We start from the raw sequence: 22,723 nt of genomic DNA, 5'->3' as shown, positions 1-22,723 counted from the left end.
TCTCCCCGCTCAGGCGCCTTGACCGCTCTGCTGTTTTGACCGGCCTGGTGCCCTGATTTCTCAGCTGTCTTGATTGCCCGGTGCCTTGATTGCCCCGGTGCCTTAATCGCTCTGTTGTCTTAATCCGGCTTTTGCGAGGGAATAATCAGACCTCTGGAGTCAAATGCCTCCAGCAGGCGGTCCATGTCCGGCTTTATGCTCATGGGCTCGCCGGCCGCCCTGATGGCATTGTTGACATCCTTTAGACCGTTGCCGGTAACGATGGAGACCACCGATGCATTTTTTTCTATGAGGCCGGTCTCCACTGCCTTTTTGACTCCTGCCGTCCCGGCCGCTCCCGCCGGCTCGGCAAATACTCCTGCGTGGCGGCCGAGCATCCGCATGGCCTCCATGATCTCTTCGTCGCTGACGTTCACGATGACGCCGTCTGATTCACTGATGGCGCGCAGGGCCTTGACAGGGTTGCGGGGAACGCCCACCGCGATAGAATCCGCAAAGGTGTTTTCCTCCTGGGGGACCCATTCCATGGTGCCCGCCGCTGCAGCCGTGTTGATGGGACAGCAGCCGGAGGCCTGCACGCTGATGAGGCGGGGCAGGCGGTCTATCAGACCGGCCATGTGCAGATCCTTAAATCCTTTCCAGACGCCGGCGATGGTGCAGCCATCTCCCACGGAAACAGCCACATAATCCGGCATTTTGAAAGAGAGCTGTTCCGCGATCTCCAGAGAAACCGTCTTTTTTCCTTCCATCATGTAAGGATTGATGGCCGCATTGCGGTTGTACCACCCCCACCGGTCTATGGCCTCGGCGGAAATACGGAAGGTGTCTTCATAGCTGCCTTCCACCAGGATCACCGTCGCTCCGAACATCATTAGCTGGGCGACCTTGCCCTTGGGCGCCCGGGAGGGGACGAAAATAAAGGTGGAAAGGCCGGCTGCCGCCGCATTTCCTGCCAGGGAGCTGGCGGCATTTCCGGTCGAGGAACAGGCGATCGTGGTCATGCCCGCCTCCACAGCCTTGGTCACTGCCATGGCAGAGGCCCTGTCCTTCAGAGATGCCGTGGGGTTCTGGCCGTCGTCCTTGATCCATAAATCCCGGATCCCCAGCTGTGCTCCCAGCGCGTCCGCTTTATACAGGGGCGAACCTCCTACCCGCAGGCGGGGGAATTTCATGGTGCCCTCCACCGGCAGGAACTCCCTGTAGCGCCACATGGTCAGGTCATCCCTGTCTGTGAGCGGGCTTCCGGCAATGCTGCGGCGGATGTAATCGTAATCGTATTCTATGTCGAGAATGCCGCCGCAGTGGGGGCAGGTCGTGATCTTGGGTCCGGCGGGGATGACCTTTCCGCACAGGGTACATTTTGCGCCGGTAACATTCTGCAGTATCATGTCAGACTCTCCTTCCAGGCGGTTCAGGGTTCAGAGGCTTCGTGTGACGTTTCATGTAACATTTTATGTAACGTTTTATATAACGTTTCATGTAACGTTTCACAGAACACTTTTTGTAAGGTATTGAGAGGTATCTGTTTCAAACCAGGGACGAATCCTCGCAGGATATGTCCTGTGGACATATTCCTGCTCCGGTTCTGTCTGCCGCCCGGCAATTATACTAAGGCTGCCTCCAAAATACTTTTTTACAGATTCTTCAAAAGTCCCGTGTCTTCATTGAATTCCCTGATCATCTCGTCGATCCTGTCCGCGTCTGCCTTGACGCTGTCCCAGGTGTTTTCCTGGTCATACCAGAGGGCGTTCAGTTCCTCGGATGTCTTGCCCTGCTGCTCGACCCAGGTGTAGTACTTGAGGTTGTGGACGCGCTTTCTGACGGGATAGGTCAGTTCCATCATGTTGTCGGTCTTTTCTCCGAGGATGTGGGTGTGGAAATCCACCGCTGCCATCTCCCTGGTATAGGCGCCGTCCTCCTCCTGGAGCTCCCGGACGCGGGAGGAATACATGACGGCGGAATCCGTCATGACGGAGGCCACGACATCGTGCTCTGTCAGCTCGTAGTATTTTGCCATCTTGATGGCGCAGAGCATGTTGGCAATGCCAGAGATGCCGAAGAGCTGCAACTTGTCCAGAGTGTCCTCCGGCACGCCGGCGCTTTTCAGATATTCGAGACCGACCGGCTCATTAAAGAGGCGGAGGACCTTCTGGGAATCTTCATCATCGATATCCACCACCAGGTCGGTATTTTTAACATTGTGGATCCAGGGCACATGCTTGTCCCCGATTCCCTCGATCCTGTGGGCGCCGAAGCCGTTCTCCAGCAGGGTCGGACACTGCAGGGCTTCACCTACGCCCAGTTTTGCCCCGGGGAAGACATCCTTGATCCGGTCTCCGGACGCCATGGTGCCCGCGGAGCCTGATGTAAAGATCGCGCCAAAGAGGCGGTCTTTCTCCCCTTTCATGTGATCAAAAGCTTCAACAATGGCATTTCCCGTCACATGGTAGTGCCACATGTAATTGCCCATTTCGGCAAACTGATTGAAGATCATGCAGTCGGGTTCTCTCTCGAGCTCATGGGTCTTGTCAAAGATCTCCTTAACGTTGGATTCGGATCCGGGTGTCGCGATGATCTCGCTGGCCACTGTCTCCAGCCATTCAAAACGTTCGCGGCTCATTCCCTCCGGAAGGATGGCCACGCTGTGGCAGCCCAGGAGCTTTGAGTTGAATGCGCCGCCTCTGCAGTAATTTCCCGTGGACGGCCATACAGCCCTGTGATAGGAGGAATCAAACTGTCCTGTCACCAGGGGAGGCACCAGGCAGCCGAAGGAAGCTCCCACCTTATGGCAGCCGGTGGGAAAGTACTTGCCGACCATCAGCAGGATCTTTGCCTTCACTCCCGTGAGCTCGGAGGGCAGGACGATGTAGTTGGGAGCCCCGAAAAGGCCTCCTGACTCCTTCGGCTCATTTTTCCAGGTGATACGAAACAGGTTCAGCGGATTTACATCCCACAGCCCTACGGATTTGAGCTGGTCCAGGATCTTGTCGGGGATGGTCCGGGGATCCTTCATCTGTGAGATCGTCGGAATGATGATTTTCTGCTCTTTTGCCCGCTGGATATTGTGGGCTCTCCCCTGTGCATTGACTCTTAAATCGATCATGTTAACCTCCTTCAGGATCTTCATTCTGTTTATAAAATACATAGAATACTGCTGTCTATTATACGGGGAGCAGGAAAACCGTGATCTCCCCGCCGCACATCATGGTTCCTTTCTGCATGACGATCCGGATCTGCCTGCATTCCTGTTCTCCTTCCCGGATCATGTCCCGGGCAGTTTTCAGGATCACAGCCTCGGCGTATCCTCCGCCCACCGTTCCCAGAAAACTCCCGTCTTTCCTCACCAGCATTTTTGTACCGGGGCGTCTGGGAGCCTCCCCTGTCTTTTCTACGATCATGGCAAGGACTCCCGACAAGCCTTCCGTATTACAGGTTTCTTTATGGAAATCTTTATGAAGTTCTCTGTAAAACGTCTTTTGTGCTTCATCTGGTTCAGGAGATTTTTCCGTGCCGAAAGGTATGGAGATGGATGCCAGTTCCTCAGCCATGCCTGCAGGAAAGCCTTCTCCGGCATCGGCCTCATTCATGACCTGGATCAGCTCTGCCGTGACAGATACAGCGATCTCTTCCGGTGTCCTTGAGCCGATCCGCAGACCGATGGGCATGTGCACCTGGTCAAGCTTTCCGGGATCGTATCCCTCCTCAAGCAGCTGCTCTCTGATCTTCCCCGTCCTGCTCCGGCTACCCATCATGCCGGCATATGCATAGTTTTTTTTCAAAACCCTGCGGAGACAGGCGACGTCATGGACGTGTTCACGGGTCATGATCACGAAGGCTGTCGCAGGATCTCCTTCGATGCCCTCCAGGGCTTCTTCAAAAGGCCGGCAGATCACATGATGGGCTCCCGCTTCTCCGGCGCGGGCCGCAAACTCCTCCCTGTCTTCGATCACTGTCACTTCAAAGCCCAGCATAACGCCGATCCTGATGACGGACAGGGCTACATGACCGGCTCCGCAGATCACCAGCTTTCTCCCTATGTTGATCTGTTCCAGAAAAACGCGGCTGTCTCCCTGCTCCAGGATCCCATCCGGTTCCCGGGAAAGACTGGAAAGTTTACTGATCTCCAGGGCGCAGTCCTCCGGAAAGGCCTCGTCGCGGTATTCCTGAGAATAATGATCCTCTTTCCTGAAAAAAAGTGCCTTCGCTCCGGCTGCCGGCCCGGCGATCACCCAGGCGGCCAGCATCTGTCTGTCAGGCTTACGACGAACGATGGATTCAAAAAATCCGGGCATGATCCGGTCCTCCTTTCCGGCAGCGAAACATAACAGGCATTGTTCCGGGCAGTACTCTGAAACTGCATTCAATAACTCTGTATTCTATAACAATAGTCTAAACCAACTATAGTCTAAACCGGTATTACGGACCGGTATTCAATAGCAGTACCCCGGCCTGGCATTCCGGGCAGTACTCCGGACCAGATTTCTGAACCGATATCCATTTTTGTGACATAATGAATTTTGTAAAAACACACATTCTGATCCGACGGGGCACGTGCGGTCCGCTTGTATTTACTTTCTGTCTGAGATACGATGATGCAGGGTGAACAGATCATAATAATTGAATTTAGATATTGAATTTTGATGAGGTGCTTATGTATCGGCCTTTTGAAAAATTTCAACTAAAAGGAAATTTTATCTCGGTCATTGGAAGCGGGGGAAAAACATCGTTTCTGCGTTATTTTGCTTCGCATCTGGAAGGAAGGGTTATCCTGACGACCTCAACACATATCTATCCTTTTCCAGACATGCCGCTTGTAAAAACCGGAACAGAGAACTCTCCTGTCTCCCGGGAGCAGATCCTGCAGGAGATCAGGTCCGCTCTGGCCCGCAGCAGGGTCATCTGTCTGGGACAGCCGCTTTCCAATGGCAAGCTGGCCTCTCCCTCTCCCGCGATCCCTTTTAAAGTTCTTTCTCTTGAAGCTGATTATGTTCTTGTGGAAGCCGACGGTTCGGCAGGGCATCCTCTCAAGGCACACCGGTCTTTCGAACCGGTCATTCCGGCCTGCTCCACCATGACAGTATGTCTGGCAGGTGCTTCCGGAATCGGAAAGCCCGTTTCTCAGGTCTGTCACTGTCCGGACCTGTTTTCCGCCCTTGCCGGCATATCTCCCGACCAGCCGGTCTATGAGGACCATATCGCCAGGGTTCTTAACTGCGAAGATCTCGCAGACTACTATCTCATCAATCAGATCGATACACTGGAGGAACCGGACCGCGCCCTGCGCCTGTGCGAACTGATACGAAAAGAGGCCTCTGTCTGTTCACTCAGGGAATGAAGCAGCGGAAAATCATCGTTTTGGTTTTCCCTGTTGTGTTTCCCTGTTGCGTTTCCCTTGTTTCGTTCAGACTCCGGATCGGAAAGGGAAAGCGGTCTCTGACTCATCCTCCGGCGGCGCAGACAAGCTCCAGGACACTGCCGGCAATGCATCTCGCCTTGTCGGATATGGTAAAGCAGTTTTTCAGTTCCTCCAGCCGGGGGTCCACGTCAGCCAGCTTAAACCCGCGGGTGACAGGATATCCGTCACGGATGATCCCGCGGAGGATGCCGGATATCCGGGTGGTCACCGGAATCTCTCCCTCCGGAGCCGTTACGGTTCCGACAGCTTCACCTGCCTGAACCAGGTCCCCGATATCCCTCTTCATGTGGAAAACACCTGCGGCGGGGGAATGGATCACCCGCTCCGCGCCGAACCCGCCGATCAGGCCCGGAACTCCTGTGTTGGGAGCGGCAAAGCCGGAGGAAATGATCCGTCCCAAATCGTGTCCGCGCATGGTCTCGATCACATAGCGGACATCCTTTCCCGCTTCAAATCCCGGTCCCAGGGCAATGGTAAGATCTGCCATATCCATGGACGTCCCCAGATTCTTTTTTGCCAGAATGGCATCCACCACAACGGTGGGACACAACTGCCAGATACTCTGTCCTTCCGGATCCACCAGGAGCGGCAGCTGACCTTTCTCCAGAACAGCTGTCATTTCCCGGAGACCGGAAATTCTGACTGCAGTGATCCCCTCCACAGTTGCCGTTCCGTCATAGACAGCCTCTGAAAAAGCCACCTTTCTCCGGATGGCGGAGGGATGGTCTGTCTCCAGAGCCAGCACCGGAAAGCCGGCGCGGAAAAGCCGGTGGATAGTTCCCGTACTGATATCTCCCGCTCCCCGGACGATGATCAGATCCGGGGCTTTGTTTTTTCTGATGATCTGTCCATTATTTTGTCCATTAATCTGTTCATTGTTGTTCTGTCCGCTGTCTTCCATACCCGCAGAACCTGCCTTATCCTTTTCCATCTCTGCCATCAGCATCACAGAGCTGTCATCTAAATCCGATATCCGTTGTCATTACCCCACGTCTGTCATCAGCTTCACACAAGACTCGCGGAGCGGTTATTCTTCATCGCGGGATTGTACCCACGATGAAGCAAGTTCCCCTTTTTGCAAGCGTATCCCACGACTGTTATGAAATCACGGGTATTGCGCAATGAAGAATAAACAGGTTTTACGCCTCCAGGATCAGGCTCTTTTCGCCCGGTCCTGTGGGACCGGTCACATAGCCGATCATGGCGGCGGCAGGGATCGTGGACTGAAGCTGCCTGAGCAGGTCTTCTCCATCCTTCGCATCCACAGCGATCAGAAGTCCTCCGCTGGTCTGTGGGTCGTAGAGGATATCCTGCATAGCCCTTGATATCTGCCCCCGCACTTCCACCGAGCTTTCGGCAAAATCCCGGTTCCGGTAAGCCCCGGCGGGGACCAGGCCCATATCCGCCATCTCCAGTGCTTCCTGGTGGAAGGGGATCTTCCCTGTCTGAAGATGAAGGGTACACCCGCTTCCCTGGGCCATCTCACAGCTGTGCCCCAGAAGTCCGAATCCGGTCACATCCGTACAGCTGTGCACATGATAATGCTGCATGATCCGGCAGGCGTCTCTGTTCAGCTGAGCCATCTGCTGCCAGAGCCTGTCCATCAGAGCCTGATCGGTCATTCCGGCCTTGGCCGCTGTTGTCAGGATCCCGATCCCGAGAGGTTTTGTCAGGATCAGGACATCCCCTGGCCTGGCGGCGGCATTTTTCCTGATCTTCTGCGGTTCTGCAAATCCGGTCACTGCCAGGCCGTAAAGGGGTTCGCTGCCGCTGATCGTATGGCCGCCGGAAATGATCACTCCGGCTTCATAAGCTTTGTCATAACCCCCGCGGAGGATCTCCCGGATCCACCCTTCTTCCATCTCTTTTGTCACACACAAGAGATTCAGAGCCAGGCGGGGTTCCCCGCCCATGGCATAAATATCCGAAATAGCATTGGCGGCCGCGATCTGACCGAACAGGTAGGGATCGTCCACGATGGGAGGAAAAAAGTCCACCGTCTGGATCAGGGCAGTCTCATTGTTGATCACATACACACTGGCGTCGTCGCTTTTGTCAAAACCCACGATCAGACGCGGATCCGTGTGCGTCTTAAAATCCTCCAGGAGGGAGGAGAGGGTTCCCGCCCCCACCTTGGCGCCGCAGCCGGCACAGGATGCCAGTCTTGTAAGCCTTGCTTCCGTTTCCATAGGTTATACTTCTCCAGGTTTTACTTCTCCGAACCAGGTATTCCGCAGTTTTTTAAGATAATTATTTCACTGTCTGTTGAGACAGTGGATCGTTAAACAGACATGAGAATAAGCTGTTCAGACCTCCAGCTCCCGCAGATGCTGTGGTGTGATTCCTGCGGCCAGAAGCAGTTTCCGCAGACCATCCTCATCATCTGGCGGCGCGCTCCAGGCAAGACCGCACCCTGCGCTGATCTCCCTGGGCAGAGGGATCAGCCGTCCCTCAGCCCCGCAGGAAGCGCAGTATTCTTCAAAAGCCATGGCATCATGAGTCGTATAAAATGCGACGATCAGCCGTCTCTCCTTTTTTCTCATGGTCTGATGATCAGGGAAGCATTCATCTGCGCCTCCACGATATCGTACATGTTGGAGATGATCCCCACCTGCAGCTTTTCCTTCAGACCGTAAAAATCAAGGCAGGTCCCGCATGTCATGATGCAGGCACCGGCTTCCTCAAGGCTCTTCAGATCCTTGATGGTATCCGGATCCTCGGTAGTCAGATAGGCTCCGGTATTATAGCAGATCACTTTTTCGGGCACTTCATCCTGGCTGGTCAGGGCAAAGATAAAGGCTTTCATCAGCTTTTTCCCGAGATTTTCATCCCCTGTACCCATTGTATTCCCGGACAGGACGACCACTTTGCCGCCTTTTGCGGGAACTGCACAGGTGACCGCGTCTGTCGGGACAGCTGCTGCTTTTGCGGCGCCCGCCTTCACCTGCATGGTAACTGTATATTCATTTTCTCCGGTCCCGGCGCTTGTGACCTGGAAGCCATTGTGTTCTCCCAGCCTGGTCAGATTCTGGACCGCAGTCTCATTGTCTACCTTGACGTTCAGGGTGCCGTCCTCCGTAAAAGATTCAAAGGCCTTCTTTGCGTTGATCACTGGAAGCGGGCACGCCATGCCCATGCAGTCGATATTTTTTTCCATTTTTCACCTCTTCTGCCTGATTATTGAACTATGTTGATTATTGAGCTGTATTGATTATCGAGCTGGGTTGATTAGTGAACTGTGTTTTATAAGCTTTAAAAAATATCTGTTTGAAAAAATGTTTTAAAAAAATGTTTGAAAAGAATATCTGAAAGCATCCCGGGATCGTATACTGCCGCATAGGGATGCCCTTCCGGCCGGTATCCTGTCCTTTCTCCTGTTCTTTCACACTCTGTCAGCGATCTCCCTGACCGCCCGGGCCGCCGCGTCAGCATCCTGGTCTGTGTTGAAAAATCCAAAGCTGAAGCGCACGGCTCCCTGTTCCTCCGTCCCCAGGGCTCTGTGCATCAGGGGCGCACAGTGGGCGCCCGCCCTGGTGGCGATATTGTAGTCAAAGGCCAGTTCATCGCAGACCAGCGCGGAGTCCAGATCAGCAATGTTCAGGGAGACGATCGGGCTCCGGTTCCAGGACGAAAAATCCCCGTACACCCGGACCGCCGGGATCTGCGCGACCGCTTCGTAAAAGCGTCTGGCCAGGCTGATCTCATGGGCATGGATCACATCCACGCCTGTATCGCTGATAAAGTCCGCCGCCGCTTCCAGGCCGGCAATGCCGTGTCCGTTCAGAGTCCCGGCTTCCAGCCTGGTCGGATATTCACGGGGCTGTTCTGTCAGGAAGGACTGTACGCCAGTTCCACCGACCTTCAGAGGTTCTATCTCTATGTCTCCATTGATGCAGAGACCGCCGGTTCCCTGGGGGCCCATCATCGACTTATGTCCTGTAAAGCACAAAATGGAAATGCCCATCTGCGACATGTCGATCGGCACTGCACCCGCTGTCTGGGAGGCATCTACGATCAGGAGCAGGCCGTGCTCCCCCGCGATCCTGCCGATCCTGGAGATTTCCAGAAGGTTTCCTGTCAGGTTGGAGGCATGGGTACAGACGATCGCCCTGGTGTCCGGCCGGATCAGACGTTCAAACTCCGCGTAATCGACGCAGCCCCTCTTGTCCGCAGACACGAAATCCAGCTTGGCTCCCCGCTCTTCGCGCAGCCTGTACAGGGGACGGAGAACAGAATTGTGCTCCAGGACCGTGGTGATGACGTGATCCCCCTGCCGGAGCGTCCCGTTGAGCGCAATGTTGAGCGCCTCCGTGGAATTATTGGTAAAAATGACCTGTTCGGATTTTGGACAGCCAAAAAAGGAGGCAAGCTTCCTGCGCGTCCTGTAAATCAGACGATTTGACTTCAGCGCTCCGTCATGCGCCCCCCTTGATGCATTGCCCAGGGATGTGAGGGCTTCTGTTACGGCGCTGACTACGCAGGAAGGTTTCTGCATGGTCGTGGCGGCGTTGTCCAGATAAATCATTACATTCTGATCCTGATCTGTGTTCACGATACTCCTCTTATGTCTTTCCTGACTGGTCTTTTCATGGACGGATCTTTTTCCTGAACTGGTCTTTTCCTGATCAACTGAAACAGGCTTTATGACTGAACCAGGCTTTTTTTACCATTTCCATTTTTTCAGGAGTATCCACATCCCACAGCTCCCAGGTAAAAGATGCCTGTACAACATCACAGGGCAGGTGCTTTTGTCTCAGGACTTCCATGCCCCCGCGGTCACCTGTATAGGACAACAGGTCATCTCTGAAGTAAGCAGGGAAGAGGACCGGGCTGCCCGCAGTCTTTTCAAAGCCGAGCCTTATCGCCCGGGAAGGACAGGCTGCGAACCGGTCCGCCAGCTTCCGCAGGGAAGCGGGCAGGACGAGGGGCTGGTCGGCAGGCATGAACAAATAGCCTGCCGCATCCGGATCCAGATTCCGGATTCCCGCGTGCATGGTATCGCTTTTCCGGGCGCCGTCATGAAGAAGGCAGGGAATACCTTCCCGGTCTAACAGCTCTTTTACTTCTTCGCTTCTGGTCACAGCAAGCGGGCCGAATCCCGCCTCCATCAGGTTCCCGGCAGTATGCAGAATGACCTCCCTGCCGTCCAGCTTCTCCATGAGCTTGTTTTTCCCATAGCGCACAGAGGACCCTGATGCCATGAGGATGCAGCCGATCCTTTTTATCATCGTGTCTGTCATTGAATTTGTCATTTCATCTGACATCGTGCCCTTATCATTTCCGGTACCGTGCCTGCCCTATTGTCTGATATTGTGCATGTTATCGCATCCGGCACCGTGCCTGCCATATTGTCTGACATTGTGCCTGTTATTGCATCTGGCACCGTAACTGTCACAGCGTCTGTTTTCGCGTCTGTATGACGGGCACAGGTCCTACTTAATACTCAGATCCTCTTTCAGGCCAGCGAACTGATCCCCCGGCGCAGGTACTGCCCGTCTCCCCTCTTCCCGGTAAACGCGCCGTCCTGTACTATGGTCTTTCCTCTCAGAAGTACCTGCTCGATGGCACCTTTGATCTTCATGCCCTCATAACAGGTATAATCCGAAGCCCCGTGCATCCGCCCTGTCGTGAGCGTCCATTCTTTTTCAGGATCCAGGATCACCAGATCCGCGTCCGCCCCGCTCTCTATGGTCCCTTTGCGGGGATACAGGCCGGCGGCCCGGGCAGGATTCGAGCAGGCGTATTTCACCAGCTGAGGCAGAGTGATCCTCCCTTTTACAACGCCTTCCGAGTACAGGAGAATGAGGCGTTCCTCCACTCCCGGCGCGCCGCTGGGGCAGCGGGTGAAATCCAGTGCCCCCTGCTGTTTCTGTTTTGCAAAGGTAAAGGGGCAGTGGTCTGTGGCGACTGTGTCCAGTTCATTTTTCGCCAAAGCCTCCCAGAGGGCCTCCCGGTCCTCCTGCTTCCGGAGAGGAGGAGCCATGATCGCTTTCAGGCCTTCCTGCGGATCCTCATAAAGCTTCTCGTCCAGGAGCAGATACTGGGGGCAGGTCTCAGCCCCGACATGCGTCTGCCCGGCGGCTCTTGCCCGCCTTATTTCCTCCAGGCCTTCCCGGGTAGAGAGATGCACGATATAGACCGGTGCGTCCCCGGCAGCCCGGGCAAGATAAAGGAATCGGCTGACCGCTTCCGCTTCCGCGGCCGATGGACGGCTGAGGGGATGCCAACTCGCCTGCGTCTTTCCCTCCCTGACAAACTTCTCCCTGAAGAAAGTCACGATCCCATGGTTTTCACAGTGCGACGCGATCAGGATCCTCTCCACTGCCGCCCGCTTTAAGACCTTCATCAGATCCAGATCGTCCAGCCTGTAGTCGTAGGTCATATAGGCCTTGAAGCTGGTGATTCCCTCATCTCTGGCAATCTGCACCATGTCATCAAGGACGCTGTCATCGACATGCTGCAGCACCCCGTGAAAGCCGTAGTCCACCACAGCATTCCCGTCCGCCAGCCGGTGATATTCCTTCACCTGATGCCAGGGACTGCATCCCCCGGGACCGAATGCCATATGATCCACTATGGTCGTCGTCCCGCCGCAGGCTGCCGCCACTGTGCCGTCGTAAAAATCATCAATGACGCGGGCGATCCCGACGTCCAGGTCCATATGGGTGTGGACGTCCACTGCACCGGGCAGGACATATCTGCCACCGGCATCGATCACCTCAGCTCCGGAAGAAAGCCATTTCTGCCTGTCTGCGTGCTCCGTAACGTCCGCGATCAGGCCATTCTCCAGGATAATATCTTTTTCGGACATCTGCGTGTCCGTCACAACGATCCCGCCACAAATTACTGTTTTCATATATCAAACCCATTCCATTTCCGGTAAAAATGTAACAGATATCTGCCTGTATCCGGCGCGCAGAACCCAGCTTCAGCACTCACTTGTGAAGAAGTCCTGAAATGCACAGATTTGTCAGTAATCTTCCCTACTATTATATTTTTTTTGTGAGAAAGTTACAAGACACACATTGGCAGACTGACTGCCGTCCGTAAAAAATAACCGTTCACTCAATAGCTGTGGTCAAGGTGTTTTTACGCATCTTTTACAAAGAAAGACCCTTTTTCAGCGACTAGGAAAATCAGGATCACATCAGGAATATTAAAAGGCGTATCAGGGGCAGCCGATACGCCTTTTGCATGAAGAAGTGTGAAAATATCTGAAAACCGGCGCTTCTAAGCGGGAAGCAGAGGTACAAGGAGACAAAAGGATAAGAGGGCACAGGGACAGGAAGACGGTTTGGAGACAGGAGACAAAGAGCCGTCCCCTGCCCTTTTTGTACGGACAGATTCAGTTAATCGTGTCAGTAGGCAAGCCCTTATTAACACTTCTGTCATAAGTCAGAAGCCCGTTGTCTTCCTCCTCAATATCAGAGACCTGCGTATATACGGCTCCGGCCAGCCCCTTTTCCCGCAGACTCCTGATCTCCTCCATCAGAGCATGAAAGCGCGGAGCAAAGGTCTCCGTCGTCTCCGCATGGTAGCCGTAGGTGCCTTCTGTGGAAACATGTCCGGGGACTCTGCAGGTGATGCCGCCGTACTCGGAGATCACGAAAGCGCGGCCTGCCGGATCCTTTTCGACCACCAGGTCGCGGAAGTAATTGTGGACACTGCAGATGTCTCCCGCTTTCTGGTCAAACCAGCCGCTGGCGTGGTCAACAGGCCGGGACGGGTCCTCCTGTCTGACAAGCTCAGTCAGCCGGACTGAATCAAACTGTCCCCAGCCTTCATTAAAGATCACCCACATACCGATGCAGGGCGCATTTGACAGGTGGTGGATCATAGCCAGCAGTTCTTTCTCAAAGCGCCCGCGCTCACGGGCGTCCTCCCTGGACAGGAGCTTATAATGGCGGTCGGACAGGACCTTGCCGAGCAGGGGCAGGCCGGTCGGAGCATAGGTGCAGAGCAGGGCGGGAATAGGCCCGCCGCCGTTGACCATGTCCTGCCAGACGACCATCCCCATGCGGTCGCAGTGATAATACCAGCGCAGCGGTTCGATCTTCGCGTGCTTGCGCAGCATGTTGAATCCCAGCTTTTTCATCTGGCTGATATCGAAACACATCGCTTCGTCGGAAGGAGCGGTCATCAGGCTCTCCGGCCAGTATCCCTGATCCAGGACGCCGTGGAAAAAATACGGCTGTCCGTTCAGGGTGAGACAGGGATTTCCGTTCTCGTCCTTTCCCGTTCCAAAAGAGCGCATGGCGAAATAGCTCTCGACCTCGTCCTCCCCTATCTCTATTTTTACAGAATACAGATGCGGGCTCTCCGGGCTCCAAAGGACCGGGTCCTCCAGATGGATCCGGCAGGTGCCGGAGCCGTCCTCCTGAAAATCCTTTTCCGACACACAGGTATTGTACCCGCAGGCGGTCCGTATCCTGCCGGCAGCCGGTTTTTTCATACAGAACCTGAATTCCACTTCCCCCTCTTCCACATGGGGCAGGATCTTCAGTTCCTGTATATAGTTTTCCGGGACCCACTCCATCCATACGGTCTGCCAGATCCCGCTCTGAGGTGTATAGAACATCCCGCCCGGGTGGAGCTTTTGCTTCCCCCGGCAGGCCGGTCCCTGGTCTGTGTCATCAAGGACACGCACGAGCAGTTCATTTTTTCCTTCCCGCAGAAAATCCGTCACGTCAAAGGTGAAAGGCAGATATCCGCCCCGGTGCCTGCCCAGACGATGACGGTTCCACCAGACTGTGCAGCGTTCGTCCACAGCACCGAAATGGAACAGGAGTCTTGCTCCCTTTTTCCTGCCGTTCAAGGCGGGAACAGCAGCCGGGTCGATCTCTCTCCGATACCAGAGGGCTTCTCCGGGATGCAGCGTCCTGCCGACACCGGACCGGGAGGTCTCCGGCGAAAAGGGGACCAGGATCCTGCCGTCGGGTCTCTCAGGAACTTCGCGGGTTCCTGTGAAGGCATACTCCCACCACCCGTTCAGACACAGCCAGGACGCTCTTTTCAACTGCGGACGGGGATACTCCGGAAGCGGCACCTGGTTTTCGTCATCCGCCTGCTGTGTCCAGACCGTCTCCATGGGGATCAGGCTCCCCCGCTCTTTTTTACGGATCAGCGCCTTGAGGGCGTCTTTTATTCTCATCTCCTGATAACCTCTCCGGGCAATGGCAGATACAGGCTGAGCTTTTTCATCCGGATCATAAACAGAAACCAATCGCCACACCAAGTTCCTTACTCGCATAGTCTCCAAATCTGCCTCCATAATAATGGACGCTGGAAAAAATACCGGTACGGCGGCTGGAAGCAGACCGCAGCCACCACCAGGACGGTGCTGAATTCCCCGGATGATACTTATGTCTTCCTTCATCTTCCAAAAAGACTGCCGTATAATCCGGTCCGCAATCCTCCCAGGAATCTCCTCCCAGAGTCTCCCGCACAGAGGGGATCCAGATCATATCCTGTGACGCAACCGTGCCATTCTCAGTGCGGGAATACGAATACTTGGTGACCTCTTTGATATTAGCTCTGACAGTCTCCGGAAAGAGAGGAAGGATACTCTCATGGAGCCAGGAACGAATATCCGATTCCTGCCAGCCGCCCTCATTCGTATCAGTTGGATTCATATAATGATCAGACCTGATGAGATCCTTCGCCACCCAGGTCATATGCGCTTTACCGCTTCCGTCTGCCAGTTCATCGGCATCCATAGCTACAAGCTCCATCCGGATCAATCCTTCATCTCCGAGGTCCAGCTCTTTTTGATCCCCTATGCTGTATTTATCTGCATAAGTACCATTCTCTCCGGCTGCAGCGATTTCTTCCCAGCTGTCTGTCAGCACACCCTGAACGTATCCTGATGCCGGTTCTACTTTCTTTTCCTCTTCCAGCTCTTCTTCTCCGACCCGGCCGCCATCAGTATCTTCATTTTGCAGATCCTTATTTTGCAGATCTTCATTTTGCAGACTGTCATTTGACGGTGCCAGGCTGTCTGAATCAGGAGAGACGCTGCTGCCGGACCGGGCTGTCTGTTCCCTGGCCATTCTGTTGATGGCTGCTCCGCCCCCGAGCAAGAGTAAAATAAGCATCACTAATGGGATCAGCCAAATGAAGCTTTTATGTTTTTCTATCTGCCTGACATATTCATGATTATTTCCGCTTTTCCGTACTGTACTCTGTGAAGGTTTTTTTCCGGCATTCTGCCCAAAGCCCTGTGCGGGCTCTCTTCTGTCATTCTGTCTGAAGCCACCCTGTGAAGGTTTTTTTACGTTATTCTGCTCACCCCCCTGCACATACCCCTGAAGAACATTTTCTTCTGAACTCTGTGCGTTTCCCCAGGAATCCAGAGCCTGGTAAAACTCCACGGCGGTCTGATAGCGATCTCCAATTTGAGGCGCGAAAGCTTTGCGAAGAATAGCATCCAGGGCAGGATCCACCGTTTCATCCCCGAAGCCGGTCGGCATCCCGGCCAGCGACGGGACGGGGTCTCCATGAAGGCGCCGGTAATTGGCACTGTCGATGTCACAGGCATTGTAGGAACCTGAAGCCTGGAGAAAAGGAATACGGCAGCCGTTGAGAAGCTGGTAGAGGATGAGGCCAAGAGCATAGATGTCCACCGTATTGTTGTAGGATTGTCCTCTGTAAATCTCAGGAGCCATGTAGGAAATGGTCCCGACTCCGGTCATAGTATGGGCCAGATGCACCGTATCCAGACGTTTGGAAACACCGAAATCTCCCACCTTGAAATTCCCGAATTCATCTACAAAGAGATTGGCAGGTTTGAGGTCCCTGTGGATAATACCCTTTTTCTCACAATACATCAGTGCCGTACAGACGTCCCTGCCAATCTTCAGCACTTCCTGTTGTGAAAACAGTTCCTGATTCTTCAGACGGTTATGGAGTATTTCCTGAAAACTGGAGAGAAGCTCCATCCGGACAAAAAGTGAATTTGTGGTGCCTTCCTTTTTACAATGAAAATCTTCAATGACAACGATATTCGGCGCACCGCGCAGGGCTTCCATAATCTTAATCTCATTGCGAAGATCTTCAGGTATAGTTTCGGGGTCGCCGTATACGGCTTTTTTCCCGGATTGAAAGTGTTCCTCATGAAGATTTTTATTGAAGACGCCTGCCGTGTCAGACGTTTTCTGTTTATCCCCCTCAAGTATCCCCTGGGACACAGGAATCAGGATACTAGTCTCCGTCTCGTCACTGATCTGGATGACCTTTAGGGCAGACTCGACACGGATTCCGTACTTGTCCCTGTAAATCTGAAAAACATCACCAAAAGACCCGCCGCCGAGCCGTTTCACAACATGCCACTGAGGCCAGAAGGTTTTCAGTTCTTCTTCAATTATCCTGCATTTAATATCGTATACACTCATTTTTCTGCTTTCCCGTCAATTTTTAACATCATTATATTTTTAAAACCGGCCAGTTACAAGCCATACCTTAAAAGACCGCAAAAGGCTGTCAACAATTCTGGACAGTCCTGCTGCTGATTGTTAAAATCATATGTACAACCACCCACTTTATTCTGTTCTGTATCTGATACTTCATTTTACTGTTTTCCGCATAAAAATCCCGTATTCCTGCAAGGAGGCATTTATGAAAAGACTGTTCCCATGGGCAGTTCCGGCGTTCGTTTTGTTTCTGATCGTCTTGTTTTTTACTTTCCGTGCCTTACCTGTCTTTCCGCCGGCGGCGGAACGGCCGGCGGAACAGGAGGAACAGGCCTCCACAGAGGTCGTCATTCTGACCACGACCGACATACACGGCAAATGCTGGGATGTCAATCTTCTGACCGGTCATGAGGAAAAAAATAATCTGCTGCGGATCTCAACGGCGGTCCGGCAGATCCGACAGAAATACGGGCCGGAAAACGTACTCCTTATTGACAACGGCGATCTGTTCCAGGGTACTCAGGTATCCCAAGTACAGCTCCAGCAGCGCAGTGCCGGCACTTCGAATGATCCGCCCGCCATGGCGGTCTGCCTGAAGGAGATCGGCTATGACGCCTTTGTCCCGGGCAATCACGAGTTCAATTTTGAGTGGGACAATATGCGCGGCGTCTATCAGTGGCTGGATGAAAACGGTGTTCCGGTACTGGCGGCCAATATCTGCCATGACGGCTCTGATCCGGCCTGCGCGCGCGGAGATAACGCGTTTACGCCCTACATCATCAAGACGATCAGCGTTAACGGTCATGACCACAAGATCGGGATCCTTGGTTTTGAAAACACGGATATCACCCGCTGGGACCAGCCCGCCAATTATCCCGGTCTCATGTTCCGGCATCCTGAGAATGATACCTGGTCCACGGCCTGGGAGGCAGGGCTGTATCTTCCGCAGATGAAGGACGAGGGCTGCGAATTCATCATAGTCTCTTATCACAGCGGTATGGGAGAAGCCGGTTCCGGGCTGCGTTTCGGCATCAACACTGAAGATCAGGGGGCGCGGATGATCCGTGAGAGCGAAGGGATCGACTTTGTCATTCTCGGACACGATCACACCAGCAGCTATTCCAACACCTCCCGGACTGACCGCGCAGGAAAACAGATCCCTGTCGTAAACGGCGGAGGTACGGATCTGACAAAGAGTGTCTTCCGCTTCTCAGAGGATCCTGAAGGCAGGCTGGTCTGGGAACTCACGGATTCAGAAAATCTCAACCCCGGAGATTATGAAGCCGACCAGGCACTCAAGGAAAAAATCCGCCCCTATGCCGCAGCGGCTGAAGCAGAGATTGAAAAACCAATCGGCACAACCGGGGACGGCTGGGACCAGAGCTATGAGTTTCTTACCCGGCAGACCGATACCGTCGATCTGGTAAGCAAAGCGATCATGGAGATCCCCACCAGGCGGCTCAGGGAAAAATACGGTGAATCCGGGACCGCAGCCCTCAAAAGCGCCGCGGGACTTGATCACCTGGACGTGGATATGTCCGTGAATTCTTTTGTCAACAGCGGCTATACGGTTTCTCCCGGTGATTTCACAATGCGGGATGTCTATAGACTGTACACTTATAGCAACACCATCTATGTGCTGCCCATTTACGGCCGGGATATCCGTTCTGTCCTGGAAGAAAACGCGGAAGACCACCTCAAAGCGCGCAGGATCAACGGGCAGGTCTATATCTATGAAAAGGGCAGCAATTTTACAAACCTGGTTTTCGGCGGTCTGAATTTTACTTACGACCTGTCGAAGCCAAAGGGCAGCCGGGTCCGTATCGAAGGTTTTTCCAACGGGAGACCGTTTGAAGAAGATACCCTCTATCTGGCCAGCGTAAACAACTATATTCTGGGCAACTCATCGTGCGGCATGCGCTCCTTCAGCGAAAAGGACGCAATCTGGTCTCAGGCGGATGACGAAAACGGGGGAACTATTCATGACATGATCGCGGAATACGTCCGCGAGCGCTGTGCGGCTCAGGGTGAGCTGACCCCGGACAGCTTTAACTGGCACTGGTCCGTCATCTGTCCGGAAGATCCGGACGCACCTTCCTCATCAGATCTGGAAGCCGCCGCCACGCTGGCTGTTCAGCCTGAAGACGGACACACCTACGTGCTCTATCATGAAGCCAGTGGTACTGCCCTCACAGACAAAGTAAAAGGGACCGGCCTGAAAGGGGCAGAGATTGAGGCATATGAAAATATACTGCTCGCACCTCTGCCGGAAAACACGCTGGTCTTCACTGCCCGCGTAAACGATGACGGAACTTTTCTTTTGAGCGACGCACAGGGCCGATACCTGTCCGCCATCTACGGAGGAGTGAAGCTGACCAAGAGCCCCTCCAAAAATGACCTGAGTCTGTGGAAAAGCGTTCCGGGCAGGGGTGGAATGAATCTTATCAACATGGGTCTGAAAGACAACAAAGCGCTCCAATATTACTCTCAATCCTACATAACCTTCAGCGTCAGCCGTTCCAGCCCTTTCATTTTTAACTTTTATGAAACAGAAGGAGAATAAGGCTGAGATTCGATTCTTCGCAGAAAGCTGCTCCGGCTGTACAGCCGAAACAGCTTTACGCTTCGTCCCCCAGCCTTCTCAAAGCCCGCATCCGGTGCGCAAGACTCGCGGGCGAGTCTTGAAGAATCAGGTGAAGCCATCTGAGTTCCTGGAATGAATGACGTTTCCGGCTGATCAAGTGGATATTACCTTTGATATCACCTATTACCTGTTCAGCTGCTCAGCGAGAAAAGCCCGCACTGCTTCCACCACCTGGTCAAGATGGAAATCATAGCAGTGAGTGTCCTCAGGAATGATCACCAGACGGGCATCCGGGTACATTTCAGCCGCCCTGACGGAGCAGTCCACCGGCACGGCAAGGTCAGCGCTCCCGTGAACAAGCAGAACGGGTTTTTTGAACCTCCGTATTGACGGTTCCACTTCGACCATCTGCGCCGTGCGGAGATAAGTGCCGCCCAGGCACAGACCCTTCCCGGCGGCCAGTTTCTCCGGGATCTTTTCCGGTTCAAAAATGGTTCCCAATACTTCTCCCCGGCGGGCTGTTTCCGGAATCATCCATGCAGGTGAAAGCGGCAGGATCGCCTTGAGATGGTCCTGTTCCATGGCTCCCGCCAGCATGGTCAGCAGACCTCCCTGGGAATGGCCGCAGACAAGTATTTCTGAAACAAAGGGAAGGCTCCGGGCATAGTCGATCACTGTGAGCGCGTTGCTGATCCATTTCAGAAGGGTGTGGTCCCGGAAATCGCCCCCGCTCCTGCCGTGGCCGTAGAGCTCGGCTCTCAGAGCGGCATATCCGGTTTCGTTGGCAGTCCTCGCCACTGCCCGGATATGATCCTCTTCCATATGACCGGTGAAACCATGGAAAATGATCAGAAGGGGGAGCTTTTGTGTTCCGGGGTCACAATCCCCCTCTGTTCTTTCCACAGAATTCCAGCCGGATACACTAACACTATCCGAACCGCTCTGTATGGACATGCCGGCCGGAACAGACTGCCGGTATTTATTGTCCGGAAAATCCAGCTTGCAGTGGATACGGATCCCGTCGTCCCGAAGGTAAAACTCCCGGCTGCTTTTGTCTTTTTTAATTTCTCTTCTGCCCCTGTTTTCAGGACCGGTTTTTACATTTTCCAGGTCTTCCGGCGTATTAATATTTGCAAGCATGTCCTCCAGAAAGGAATCCTGCACAGAATCCAGCGGGACAATAGCCGCCCTGCATTTGTCCAGAAGAGAACGGAGCCGGTAGTCATGCGCCGCAATATGCTGCTCCAGGACCGGCAGCAGGGATTTCCTGTACAGGGCACAGGTCAGGTGCATCCTTCCGTCCGAAGTGACGGGATAAACGATCTCAGCCTCCGCTGTCCTGCCGGCCATGAGAACCCGTAAAAGGCTCTCTTCCACTTTCGGGACATCGCAGGAGACCACCATAGCCCACCCGGCAGTACAGGTCGAAAGAGCAGTATAAATCCCTCCGATGGGACCACAGTCCGGTACTTTGTCGGGCAGAACGATCCAATCCGGAGCTAATCCCTTCCTTTCAGACTGGCCATTTTTGGGTTCGCCTGATCCGGAATCTGACACTGCACCTGCGTCCGCATCCGCACCTGCGCCCGCATCCTGATCTGCATCTGCATTTGCATTTACATTTGGATTTGCATTTGAGGAAACAGACAGATATTTTTCCGAAAACATGTCCAGACGGGCGGCGACTGCCTGCAGGAAAGTCCCGCTTCCCCAGGGGAGGGAAGCCTTGTCAACACCCATGCGGCGGCTCTTTCCTCCGCAAAGAAGCACCCCGCAGACATCCTCTGCCTGTGCTGCCGTATCAGAGATCACAACGGGAAGTGAATTTTTGTCTTTATTATCAGCTATAGAATTACCAGCTAAATTATTATCAGCAATAATATTGTCATTCTTAGTATTTTCCGTCTTAGCATCATCTGTCTTAGTATTATCAGTCTTAGTATTATTAACCATAGTATTCGTAATCATAGTATTAGTACTCATAGTAATTCCAGTCTCCTCTGCTGCTTCCGGGAATGAATCGTCTCCTGCTTCTTTCGTGGAGTCACAGCTCTGTCTCCCCTGCTGCTTCCGGGAATGAAGCGGAATCATTGACAATACCCGGATCGGGACAGGCTGCCAGGCAGTATCTCCGGATCGCCTTTCCGACCCCATTGTTTTCATTGTCATCCGTCACGGCATCACAGAGCGCGATGACTTTTTCTTCCGAGTTTTTCATGGCAACAGAAAACCCAGCCGCTTGAAGGACAGGGATATCGTTATCCGAATCCCCGATGGCCATGGTGGCAGATATGGGAATATCGAGATATTCAGCCAGAGCACGGAGTCCCTCTGCTTTGCTGACTCCCGCCGCGCCCGCCTCCAGCATCGTATTTTCCGTGAGGGCAAAGGTCAGCGGCAGATCCTTTAAGGCATCATAAGCCTTATCCCTGTCTTCCGTGTTTCGAAAATAGATATTGATCTTATGAACTCCGTTTTGGCTCAGCGCCCCGTCTGTCAGATCAGAGACTCCTGTCGCGACCTGTTCATAAAGTGTCTGAAAAGCCGCCATATGAAATTCCGCCATACGCGGAATGAGATCGCCGCGGACGATCGATCGGTCTGACTTTAGAAACTGGACCATCGCGCGGTACCTCTCCCCCTCTTCCACCAGACGAAGCGCCAGTTTCTGCGGAATCCGGCGTTCATAGATGCACCCGCCGCCCAGATCGCAGACATAAGCGCCGCTCAGAGCGATCGCATAGTGCATAGCGGACAGGTCTTTCACATAGGTAAGGAGTTCCACCGGTGAACGCCCGGTGCAGTATGCGACCTCTATACCTGCGGCCGCTGCAGCCGCGATGTCCTCAGCCGTATCCGGGTGGATGGTCTTATCCGCCCGAAGCAGTGTTCCGTCCATGTCCAGTGCGATCAATCCAAAGGAATTCGTCATTTTAATCTGGTCTCCTGTTATTTTTAAAAATGCTTTAATTCCGTCTACTGCCGCCTGTTAAAAGATCGAAAAGCTGTCCAGGCTTTTATTGATTTTATTAAAAAGTATAGTATACTTCCCTCCCCTTTACCAGTGGTCACAGGTTGACACGGACCGCGAAAACTGCCTTGACCGGGAGCCGAAAACCGTTTCTACAAGCAAATGAAGACAGACCCCGACGGCAGACGAAAAACCGATTCCGACGGCAGCTGTCATCTGCTCAGATTCGTTACAAACCGGAGGTTTCTGTATCTTTTCCCTGTCAGCAGTTTACGTGTAACCCCTCCTCTGATCTTGACGTTATTTTAGTAAACAGCTGAACTTACATGTAGAATTACTGAAAA

Annotated in this window: 16 protein-coding genes; 2 read left to right on the top strand and 14 right to left on the bottom strand. The window is 53.6% G+C overall.

Going from position 1 to position 22,723, the window contains the following annotated elements; translation table 11 throughout:
* Nucleotides 1-119 precede the first annotated feature (119 nt).
* The 3 genes from BLT02_RS11410 to BLT02_RS11400 form a co-directional block, all read right to left on the bottom strand.
* Complete coding sequence (locus BLT02_RS11410) at nucleotides 120-1,382, bottom strand: threonine synthase (protein WP_092995432.1); 1,263 nt, start codon at nucleotides 1,380-1,382, stop codon at nucleotides 120-122.
* 251 nt (nucleotides 1,383-1,633) lie between these two features.
* Complete coding sequence (locus tag BLT02_RS11405; protein WP_092995429.1) at nucleotides 1,634-3,103, bottom strand: pyridoxal-phosphate dependent enzyme; 1,470 nt, start codon at nucleotides 3,101-3,103, stop codon at nucleotides 1,634-1,636.
* 58 nt (nucleotides 3,104-3,161) lie between these two features.
* Nucleotides 3,162-4,292, bottom strand: coding sequence for an XdhC family protein (locus tag BLT02_RS11400; RefSeq protein ID WP_092995371.1), 1,131 nt, complete (start codon nucleotides 4,290-4,292; stop codon nucleotides 3,162-3,164).
* Between the two features lie 359 nt (nucleotides 4,293-4,651).
* On the opposite strand from BLT02_RS11400, the gene yqeC reads away from it, so the two are divergent.
* On the top strand, nucleotides 4,652-5,335 hold the full coding sequence (gene yqeC, locus BLT02_RS11395; protein ID WP_092995369.1) for a selenium cofactor biosynthesis protein YqeC: 684 nt from the start codon (nucleotides 4,652-4,654) through the stop codon (nucleotides 5,333-5,335).
* A 103-nt stretch (nucleotides 5,336-5,438) separates the two neighbouring features.
* On the opposite strand, the gene yqeB is transcribed toward yqeC, so the two are convergent.
* The 9 genes from yqeB to BLT02_RS11345 form a co-directional block, all read right to left on the bottom strand.
* Nucleotides 5,439-6,362, bottom strand: a complete 924-nt coding sequence (yqeB, locus tag BLT02_RS11390; protein ID WP_347474956.1) for a selenium-dependent molybdenum cofactor biosynthesis protein YqeB — start codon at nucleotides 6,360-6,362, stop codon at nucleotides 5,439-5,441.
* Nucleotides 6,363-6,555: 193 nt separating this feature from the next.
* Nucleotides 6,556-7,605: a selenide, water dikinase SelD gene (selD, locus tag BLT02_RS11385; RefSeq protein WP_092995366.1), complete on the bottom strand. Its 1,050-nt coding sequence runs from the start codon at nucleotides 7,603-7,605 to the stop codon at nucleotides 6,556-6,558.
* Between the two features lie 117 nt (nucleotides 7,606-7,722).
* On the bottom strand, nucleotides 7,723-7,959 hold the full coding sequence (locus BLT02_RS11380) for a putative Se/S carrier protein (RefSeq protein WP_092995363.1): 237 nt from the start codon (nucleotides 7,957-7,959) through the stop codon (nucleotides 7,723-7,725).
* Nucleotides 7,956-8,573 (bottom strand): sulfurtransferase-like selenium metabolism protein YedF, encoded by a 618-nt coding sequence (gene yedF / locus BLT02_RS11375; RefSeq protein WP_092995361.1) that lies wholly within the window; start codon nucleotides 8,571-8,573, stop codon nucleotides 7,956-7,958. The genes BLT02_RS11380 and yedF overlap by 4 nt, the downstream gene beginning before the upstream one ends.
* Nucleotides 8,574-8,798: 225 nt before the next feature.
* Complete coding sequence (locus BLT02_RS11365; protein ID WP_092995423.1) at nucleotides 8,799-9,941, bottom strand: aminotransferase class V-fold PLP-dependent enzyme; 1,143 nt, start codon at nucleotides 9,939-9,941, stop codon at nucleotides 8,799-8,801.
* Nucleotides 9,942-10,041: 100 nt separating this feature from the next.
* A complete protein-coding gene (locus BLT02_RS11360; RefSeq protein ID WP_092995355.1) occupies nucleotides 10,042-10,680 on the bottom strand; it encodes a nucleotidyltransferase family protein in 639 nt (212 codons plus the stop codon).
* 191 nt (nucleotides 10,681-10,871) lie between these two features.
* Complete coding sequence (hydA, locus tag BLT02_RS11355) at nucleotides 10,872-12,272, bottom strand: dihydropyrimidinase (protein WP_092995352.1); 1,401 nt, start codon at nucleotides 12,270-12,272, stop codon at nucleotides 10,872-10,874.
* Between the two features lie 489 nt (nucleotides 12,273-12,761).
* Entirely contained in the window at nucleotides 12,762-14,567 is a 1,806-nt protein-coding gene (locus tag BLT02_RS11350) for a glycoside hydrolase family 2 protein (RefSeq protein WP_242869788.1), read from the bottom strand.
* 55 nt (nucleotides 14,568-14,622) lie between these two features.
* A complete protein-coding gene (locus BLT02_RS11345) occupies nucleotides 14,623-16,806 on the bottom strand; it encodes a protein kinase domain-containing protein (protein ID WP_092995349.1) in 2,184 nt (727 codons plus the stop codon).
* Nucleotides 16,807-17,029: 223 nt separating this feature from the next.
* Between BLT02_RS11345 and BLT02_RS11340 the strand changes: the two genes are divergently transcribed.
* The gene (locus BLT02_RS11340) at nucleotides 17,030-19,387 is read left to right on the top strand and encodes a bifunctional metallophosphatase/5'-nucleotidase (RefSeq protein ID WP_175453801.1); all 2,358 of its coding nucleotides are present in this window, start codon (nucleotides 17,030-17,032) and stop codon (nucleotides 19,385-19,387) included.
* A 204-nt stretch (nucleotides 19,388-19,591) separates the two neighbouring features.
* On the opposite strand, the gene BLT02_RS11335 is transcribed toward BLT02_RS11340, so the two are convergent.
* Entirely contained in the window at nucleotides 19,592-21,391 is a 1,800-nt protein-coding gene (locus BLT02_RS11335; RefSeq protein WP_175453800.1) for an alpha/beta fold hydrolase, read from the bottom strand.
* A gap of 61 nt (nucleotides 21,392-21,452) precedes the next feature.
* Entirely contained in the window at nucleotides 21,453-22,340 is an 888-nt protein-coding gene (locus BLT02_RS11330; protein ID WP_092995340.1) for a Cof-type HAD-IIB family hydrolase, read from the bottom strand.
* Between the last annotated feature and the right edge of the window lie 383 nt (nucleotides 22,341-22,723).

Source organism: Sarcina sp. DSM 11001, from assembly GCF_900101015.1.
Taxonomy (GTDB): Bacteria; Bacillota; Clostridia; order Lachnospirales; family Lachnospiraceae; genus CAG-791.
The sequence above is the reverse complement of the archived record's forward strand: the minus strand, read 5'-3'. Positions and strand labels throughout refer to the sequence as shown.